Here is a 7245-nt window from a genome sequence, read left to right on the forward strand (position 1 = left end):
CATTCTCATTCATCGCGCCGAAGTCCAAAGTGCTCTAATCGTCTGTCCGGCGGGCCTGCTCACCCAATGGCGCTGGGAGCTGGCGCGCTGGGCGCCCGAGCTTTCCGCCTTGACCGTCAGCGGTCCGCCGTCCGAACGCGCCCGCCTTTGGCGAATGCAGGCGCACATCAAGCTGATCGGATATGAGACACTGCGCACCGATGTCCTGGAGCCCCAGCACAGTCCGGCGCTGCGAGAAACGTGGGACGTGGTCATTCTGGACGAAGCGTCGCGTATCAAGAACCGGCGCTCGACCATCTCCATCGCCTGCAAGCGTCTCCCGCGCAAGCGCCGCTGGGCGCTCACCGGCACGCCGCTGGAAAATAGCGTGGACGATGTGGAATCGCTCCTGGAGTTTCTGACGCATTCTCCCGATCAGCCCCCTCCCGCAGATGATAGCCGCGACCTCAAGACACAGCTGCATTCCTACCAATTGCGCCGCCGCCGCGAAGATGTCCTGCCACAGCTTCCGCCAAAACAGATCCACGAAGTCATTTTGGAATTGCCGCCCGCCCAGCGCGAGGCGTACGACCAGGCGGAACAAGAAGGCGTCGTCCGCCTGACCGAATCCGAAGGCTCGGTCACTGTCGTTCACGTCCTGGAGCTGATCTCGCGCCTGAAGCAGCTTTGCAACTACGACCCCGCCAGCGGCGTCTCCGGCAAGCTGGCGGACATCGCCGAACGTATGCGCGCACTCTCCGAAGAGGGCCAGCGCGCCCTTGTCTTCTCCCAATTCACCGATGACATGTTCGGCATCGGCCGCGCCGCCCAGTACCTGCAAGAGTTCAACCCGCTGACCTACACCGGCTCGCTGTCACTACGCGAACGCGCCGCCGCCGTTGAACGCTTCCAAACGCACCCGGAGCATACGGCGCTGCTGCTCTCCCTGCGCGCCGGCAGGCAGGGGCTCAACCTGCAAATGGCGTCCTATGTGTTTCATCTCGACCGCTGGTGGAACCCCGCGATCGAAGAGCAGGCCGACAGCCGCGCGCACCGCATGGGACAGACCTATCCCGTCACCATCTATCGTTATATCTGTGCACGAACCATCGAAGAGCGCATCGACGCCAAGCTGCGCGCCAAGCGCAAGATCTTCCAGGAAGTCGTGGACGACGCGGGAATGGATCTGCCGTCCGTGCTGACGGAATCGGAGATTTTTGAACTGGTGGGACTGACGCGTGGACGCCGGTAGGGTTAATCCAGGGGGTGCCTAATCCCCCATCGAGCTAAGGCTCGATTTCCCCCTTCCCTGCAAGCCGCTTCGCGGTGGGAAGTGGGTGCTGATAACTTAAGCCGACATAGATCTTGACACTGGGTATCGGCCCCTCCGCCCCATCCTGGGGGACAAGAAATGTCTGCGATAACACTCTGCTCCCCAGGATGGGGACGGGGGCCGAAACCTCACGTCAAGAGCCATGTCGCTTTGAGTTATCAGCACCCACTTCCCACTGCGAAGCAGCTTGCAGGGAAGGGGGAAGTCGAAGTTTACTTCGGCGGGGGGTTAGGCAGCCCAGGTCAAGATCTATGTCGCTTAACGGGTTTCCATTCCATCAATATATACAGACCGTCGTTCTGCACTTCTGTAAATCCCAAACGGCCGTAAAGCGTGCGCGCGCGGTTGAAGGTTTCGACATGAAGGCTGAGGGGGACGCCTTGGCCGGCGGCTTCCAGCATCAGTTGTTGTATCAGCTGGGTTCCGAGGCCTTGATTGCAGAATGGGGGGAGCAGGGCGATGTCCAGGATGCGCAGTTCCGTTTCGCGGCGGTCGACATACAGACGGCCGATGGGCTCGCCGCCCTGAAGCAAGACGTTGTACTGAGCGTTGGGAAACTGGGCGTGGTAGAAGCTGTGCTGCGCTTGGAACTGCATGCGCAGGAATTGCGCCTTTTGCTCGGCGTCCCAGCCCGTCGCCATCAGCTCCTGCTGGCGCGTGCTGGCGTAGACGTCATACAGAAACTCCGCATCGTCGGCGCTTTCCGGACGCAGCTCGATCAGTGGCAGTGTGGTCATGGGATAAGAACCTCGGACCGTATCCTACGATATTGTGACCAGTAAGTACTCGAAGCCGACCGGGGCGGGGCCTGAGGCCGTGACGCGGGTGAGGGTGGGTTTGCCGCTGGTCAAGGTCAGGCGGCAGCCGGTGAGATCCGGGGAGCCGGCAATAATGACGTATGTGCCCGCGATGAGTTTGGGTTTGCCAGTCGTGGTTCCCGGGATCAGGAAGTATGAATCTTCGGTTCGGGTGGTTCCGACGATCTCCACGGAGAGCAGCAGGCCGCCGCCGGGTGCGATGGGGACTTTGACGAGCGTATCCTTGCCTTTGCCAACGGAGGTCGTCCAGGCATACATGGGGACATCGGCAATCCGGCCATTGACGGGCACGGCGTAGTGGGCCTTCACAACACGCAGCGCGGCGGCCGCGCCGGCGGGGATGAAGTGACCGAACATCTTGACGGTCGCCACCGCTGAGGCGAGCGCGCCGGAGTTAAGCGCAGTGGGGTTGATCATGCCGCTCATGGTCGCCAGGGCCAGAGTGGTGTGCAGGACGGGCGCGGCGGCGTAGGCGGCGCTGACGGGCGCGTCTGCGTGGGCGGATGACTGGCTGCCGAGCGACGCCGTGACGGCGAGGGCGGCGGCGCCGAGCAGGAAATCGCGCCGGTCGATCGCCGGTTTGATCGCGGAGATGTCCGGCGACTTCGTCATGGAGATGTCGGGCGATTTCGTCGCGGCCGTATCCGCCGTCTGCGTTGTGTTCATGGCCGTATCCATTGCCTTCATGATTTTTCCTTAAATGAGAACGCGATGCGCCGGCGAAGTTACGAGCGCGGCGGGAAGATGCCTTGCAGCGCAATAATGAAATTCAGCGCGAGATAGGGCTGCGTATTGTTGTGCGCCAAGCCGCCTCCCGTGGGGACGATTGCGCTGAGCGCCATCGTGGCGTTGGGCGCCGCCGTCGTGTAAAGCTGATTCGCCCGGCGCGGTCCCGCGTTAGGAACCGCGAATAGATTGCCGCCCGGCGTAAATTTCGTCGCGGCGGAGCTGCTCGCGTTGATCACGTGCTTGTGCTGAGGAAGCTGCGATTCGCTGATGGTCACGGACGCCGCGCCGCCCGTCTCGCCCATGGAGCGTTCGGTCAATCCCGCGCCGGCGCCGAAATCCACCGCGACCGAGTCTTGCAGGTTGGGCAGTGCGAAGTTTGTCTGTCCATTGCCGCCGAAGTTCGTGCCCAGCAGGGAAAAGAGAGCCGTATTCTGACTGATGGGCAGAATTTGGCCGTTGCACATCGCCCAGCCGGTGGGGGCGAAATTGAATGGAACGATCCGGATTTCGCCGACAAATTGATCTGCCATAACCGATGCTCCTCATGAGAAACGCGCCGTCAATTCTGCGACGGGAAAATGCCGAAGAGTGAAATGATGTAGTTGATGCACTGGAAAGGCATCATGTTGTTATGCGGCTGCCCCTGGCCGTCCGAACCGGTAGATGTCCCTAAGCTGACAAGATTAGCTGCCGGAGCGTAGACATTCACCGCAGCGGCTGCGGGAACATCGCCGGTAGGGATGCTGCTGTTCGCGGCGGCGGCGGAGGCGTTGACGACGTGCGAATGAGACGGGATCTGCGCCAGTGACAGGGCGCCGGTTTCCGTTCCCCCGATTTGGCCGAGTATGTATTGAGGGGCGGCGTGCACGGGAACCCGTCCCAGCATATTCGGGAGCGCGAACGTGCTGACCCCATCGCCACCGTAGGTCGTTCCAATCAGGTTGAAAAGTGTATCGTTCTCGGCAATGGGAATAAGTTGACCGGAGCAGAACGCCCATCCGCTCGGAGCGAATTGGAAGGCGGCCAGGCGAATTTCCCCGACAAATGGTTGTGACATAGCAAATGATTCCTGAGTGAAAATCGATGAGACGTTAGTTTCTGCTTGGGAAAATACCCACCAGGGCAATAATGAAGTTCAGGACCAGATAGGGCTGCATATTGTTGTGCGGCTGCCCGCTGCCTACGGCGCTGAGCATCTGCGGCGACATCTGGACGCCGATCTGGCCGGAGCTGTAAGCGGCGCCGACGGTCGGGGCCGGATGCGACAGCACCGCTCCGCTGGGAAGGCTCGTGGTCGCGAGCGCGGTGGAGACGGGAAGCGTATGGCTGTGCAGTGGCGTTTCAACGAGCGCCAGCGTATGTGTGACTTCACCAGCGGCCGTTCCCAGTGGATTATTCGGGCCAAAATGGAGCGGCGTGCGGCCCTGCAGGTTCGGCAGCGCGAATGTTTGGACCCCATTGCCGCCGTAGGTTGTTCCCAACAGCGAGAAGAGCGCCTGATTCTGGTTGATCGGAAGGGTCTGCCCGTTACAGAACGCCCAGCCTTGTGGCGAATAATTGAAACTGACGATACGGATTTCCGACAGGAAGGGTTCAGCCATGGGGCCTCCAAATATGCGGCTAAAGATCTGTTAAGCTAAGCGAAGATCGCTTCATAAGTCGTCGCCTGCGCCGTCGCGGCGATCGGGACGATGAAAATCTCGAGGTCTTCGATGTTCGTGTGTGTGAGATGGTAGATCCGCTGGGGCAGCACAAACCCGGGAGTTCCGGAGAAGGTCAGCTTGAACGGCTCGCGCTTGCCCGCCAGGCCGCCGCCCAGAACACGGACGTTTGTGAGCGTGACCTCAAACGATTGTCCATCCTCCAGGAGGATCGTAAAGATTGTATCGGTGAGGGGAGCGAAATCGTCGGCGGTGGCCAGGTTCAGTAAGATGGTTTCAGGCATGATGGTAAGTTAGGCGCAGCTTCGCGCGAACGTCAAAAAAAAGACCCCGCGCGACGCTGTCACCTGGGAAAAAGCGTGGCTGCTGGGGCGAATCCGTCCTTGCGGACAATACTTTGCTACTTTAACACACTTTGGCGAAACCTGTCAAGAATAGTGTTTGAATGAAGCCGTCGCCCGATTGAAAAAAATACTTTCCTTTTGCCGTTATTGCTTGTATAATTAGCAGGATGCACGGTTGTTCAGCAGTATTCTTACCGTTCTTTAAAAAATCTGCAATATCAGGAGATGCACCGATGCCATTCAAACCTCTGATGCGTAACGCGTTCGCCTTCGCGGCGATCGCCGGCCTTGCTTGCTCCGCCGCCAATGCGGCGACTCTCACTCATGAATACGATCTCGACGGCACGTACGCCGACACGCTCGGCGGACCGAATCTGGTCGCTAATGGCGGAACGCTCACGGCCACCCATTACAACTTCGGCGCCAACCAGGGCCTGAGCCTGAGCAACGGCGTGACCGCGAACGATTACTCCATCGAGCTGAACTTCAGCTTTGCGACCACCTCCGGTTACCGCAAGATCGTCGACTTCAAGAATCTGACGTCCGACAACGGCGTTTACAACTTGAATACGGACCTCAACTTTTACAATTCCGCGTTCGGTCCGAGCGGCGCCATCGCCGCGAATACGCCGACCGACGTCATCATCACGCGCGACGGCGGCACGGGCCTGTTCGTCGGTTACGTCAACGGCGTCCAGCAGTTCAGCTTTACAGACTCGGGGCTGCAGGGGGTCTTCAGCAGTCCCGCCAGCATCGCGCAGTTCTTCATTGATGACACGGTGACCGGCGGCGAAGCGTCCGCCGGGTCCGTGGACTACATTCGCGTCTTCGACGGCGCGCTGACCTCCGGCGAAGCCCTCTCCCTCTACCAGAGCGGCTCGCCCTCCGCCGTGCCTGAGCCGTCCCAATACGCCGTCCTCGGATTCTTCATCCTCGGCGTCGCCTCCCTGGTCCTGCGCAAGCGCCGGGCCGTCGAGGCCTAGTTTCAAGACCCGATCAACAGCAGCCCGCGTCCATACTTGGACGCGGGCTGTTCTGATTCGTACGGTCTCAAATGCCGCGAACCGTTTCCGTGCTGCGCTGCGTTTCGAGCATATGCACAAAGCCCCATTGACCCAATCATCCTCCCAATCCGGCTTTACGCTGATCGAATTGCTGCTCGTGATCGCAATTATTGCGGCGCTGGCGGCGATCATCCTGCCGGTCTTTTTTCGATACCGCGAAAAAGGCCGGTCTTATGCGTGTATGTCCAACGAGCATCAGCTCGCTTTTGGGATGCTGATGTACGTGAACGACAACAATGATAAGTTTCCGGCAGGAAGCCGAAATATCCCTGGCGCCGGCTGGTGCGGCGGTGTGTATCCTTACGTCCAAGACCGCCGGATCTTCCAATGTCCGAGCGATTCCACGTCCCGACAGACGGCAAGCGCGGCAGGTTCTCCCATCTTCTACCCCGTCTCTTACGGTTTTAATTCGAACCTTGGCGCTCGCTTCAAAGATCCTGCAAATCCTGTTCCCGCCTTTTGTCTGCATCCTGCGGCCACGCTCTCCTCACTGGATGCGCCCGTGCAGACGGTGATGTTCTTCGAAGTCTCACACGCCGCGTCGCTGATCGACCCCGCCCTCAGTTCGGCGGCGTACCGAAGCACGGCGGCGTGCAGTCCCACCGGCAACCTGGACCTTGGCTCCTCTGACCGATTTCCCACCGGCTGCCCGTCGGGATCGACGCCGGGAAATCACATCGATTACGCCACGGGCAATATCGACGGCCGCCCCGTCAACAACGGCCTGGAGACAGAAACACGGCATGAACGAGGCTCCGCCTTCGTCGCCTGCGACGGTCACGGCTATATTCTGGGGGCTGACAAAATCTCCGGCGGCGCCAACGCCCAGAGCGCCACAAGCGCCCCTGAGGAATATCCGCTGCCGCCTCCCCTTGATCCCAACCAGCGCAGCTACCGCGCCGGCGGAACCGAGAGCATGCCCTACCACGCCATGACATTCAGTACAAAGTGAGGCCCGACCGCCTTATCCCTCTTCCCCACGCGCAAAGCGCTCCTCCCACTGCTTCGCCGTCGGCAAACTCCCCTGCATGGCCTCCGGCAGCCGTTCGGTGAGATGATACGCCGACACGCCGATGGGCGCCGAGCCTATTTTGTCGTAATCACGATCGTCGTCGCACCGGCCATAAATGACCGGCCTGTGCCTGCAAGGACGGTAAACCGCCCTGACCAAAGATTGCTGGCTTTTTCTTAGCCCCGTTCAGGGGGCTCCCTCTCAGGCCGGTCATTTATGGCCGGTGCGATTTTTGTCCAGTAATAAGCAATTGTGAGACCAGGGAATTCGTCCAGCAGCCTGCTGGACACTCGCGGGATGGGGTG

At 60.3% G+C, this 7245-nt stretch carries 9 protein-coding genes; 3 read left to right on the plus strand and 6 right to left on the minus strand.

All coding sequences use genetic code 11. From position 1 onward, the window contains the following. On the plus strand, positions 1-1231 hold a 1231-nt coding region (locus ABIZ35_RS05925), incomplete at its 5' end, for a DEAD/DEAH box helicase (RefSeq protein WP_348218953.1). Positions 1232-1554: 323 nt separating this feature from the next. Here ABIZ35_RS05925 and ABIZ35_RS05930 read toward each other — a convergent pair. From ABIZ35_RS05930 to ABIZ35_RS05955, 6 genes are read right to left on the minus strand one after another with little or no spacing between them, the layout of a single operon-like run. Continuing rightward, positions 1555-2049, minus strand: a complete 495-nt coding sequence (locus ABIZ35_RS05930; RefSeq protein WP_348218954.1) for a GNAT family N-acetyltransferase — start codon at positions 2047-2049, stop codon at positions 1555-1557. A gap of 24 nt (positions 2050-2073) precedes the next feature. Continuing rightward, positions 2074-2817: a twin-arginine translocation signal domain-containing protein gene (locus ABIZ35_RS05935; protein ID WP_348218955.1), complete on the minus strand. Its 744-nt coding sequence runs from the start codon at positions 2815-2817 to the stop codon at positions 2074-2076. A 38-nt stretch (positions 2818-2855) separates the two neighbouring features. Next, complete coding sequence (locus ABIZ35_RS05940; protein ID WP_348218956.1) at positions 2856-3389, minus strand: tail fiber protein; 534 nt, start codon at positions 3387-3389, stop codon at positions 2856-2858. 29 nt (positions 3390-3418) lie between these two features. After that, a complete protein-coding gene (locus ABIZ35_RS05945) occupies positions 3419-3916 on the minus strand; it encodes a tail fiber protein (RefSeq protein ID WP_348218957.1) in 498 nt (165 codons plus the stop codon). A 34-nt stretch (positions 3917-3950) separates the two neighbouring features. Continuing rightward, complete coding sequence (locus ABIZ35_RS05950; RefSeq protein WP_348218958.1) at positions 3951-4460, minus strand: tail fiber protein; 510 nt, start codon at positions 4458-4460, stop codon at positions 3951-3953. Positions 4461-4495: 35 nt separating this feature from the next. After that, entirely contained in the window at positions 4496-4804 is a 309-nt protein-coding gene (locus tag ABIZ35_RS05955) for a hypothetical protein (protein ID WP_348218959.1), read from the minus strand. Positions 4805-5097: 293 nt separating this feature from the next. Between ABIZ35_RS05955 and ABIZ35_RS05960 the strand changes: the two genes are divergently transcribed. Beyond that, a complete protein-coding gene (locus ABIZ35_RS05960) occupies positions 5098-5847 on the plus strand; it encodes a hypothetical protein (protein ID WP_348218960.1) in 750 nt (249 codons plus the stop codon). Positions 5848-5974: 127 nt separating this feature from the next. Next, entirely contained in the window at positions 5975-6880 is a 906-nt protein-coding gene (locus ABIZ35_RS05965; RefSeq protein ID WP_348218961.1) for a prepilin-type N-terminal cleavage/methylation domain-containing protein, read from the plus strand. Positions 6881-7245 lie beyond the last annotated feature (365 nt).

The sequence above is a fragment of the Capsulimonas sp. genome, from assembly GCF_039929585.1.
Taxonomy (GTDB): domain Bacteria; phylum Armatimonadota; class Armatimonadia; order Armatimonadales; family Capsulimonadaceae; genus Capsulimonas.

Coding starts and splice junctions, on each gene's coding strand:
- ABIZ35_RS05930 (WP_348218954.1), bottom strand. CDS start 2,049: ATGACCACACTGCCACTGATCGAGCTGCGTCCGGAAAGCGCCGACGAT.
- ABIZ35_RS05935 (WP_348218955.1), bottom strand. CDS start 2,817: ATGAAGGCAATGGATACGGCCATGAACACAACGCAGACGGCGGATACG.
- ABIZ35_RS05940 (WP_348218956.1), bottom strand. CDS start 3,389: ATGGCAGATCAATTTGTCGGCGAAATCCGGATCGTTCCATTCAATTTC.
- ABIZ35_RS05945 (WP_348218957.1), bottom strand. CDS start 3,916: ATGTCACAACCATTTGTCGGGGAAATTCGCCTGGCCGCCTTCCAATTC.
- ABIZ35_RS05950 (WP_348218958.1), bottom strand. CDS start 4,460: ATGGCTGAACCCTTCCTGTCGGAAATCCGTATCGTCAGTTTCAATTAT.
- ABIZ35_RS05955 (WP_348218959.1), bottom strand. CDS start 4,804: ATGCCTGAAACCATCTTACTGAACCTGGCCACCGCCGACGATTTCGCT.
- ABIZ35_RS05960 (WP_348218960.1), top strand. CDS start 5,098: ATGCCATTCAAACCTCTGATGCGTAACGCGTTCGCCTTCGCGGCGATC.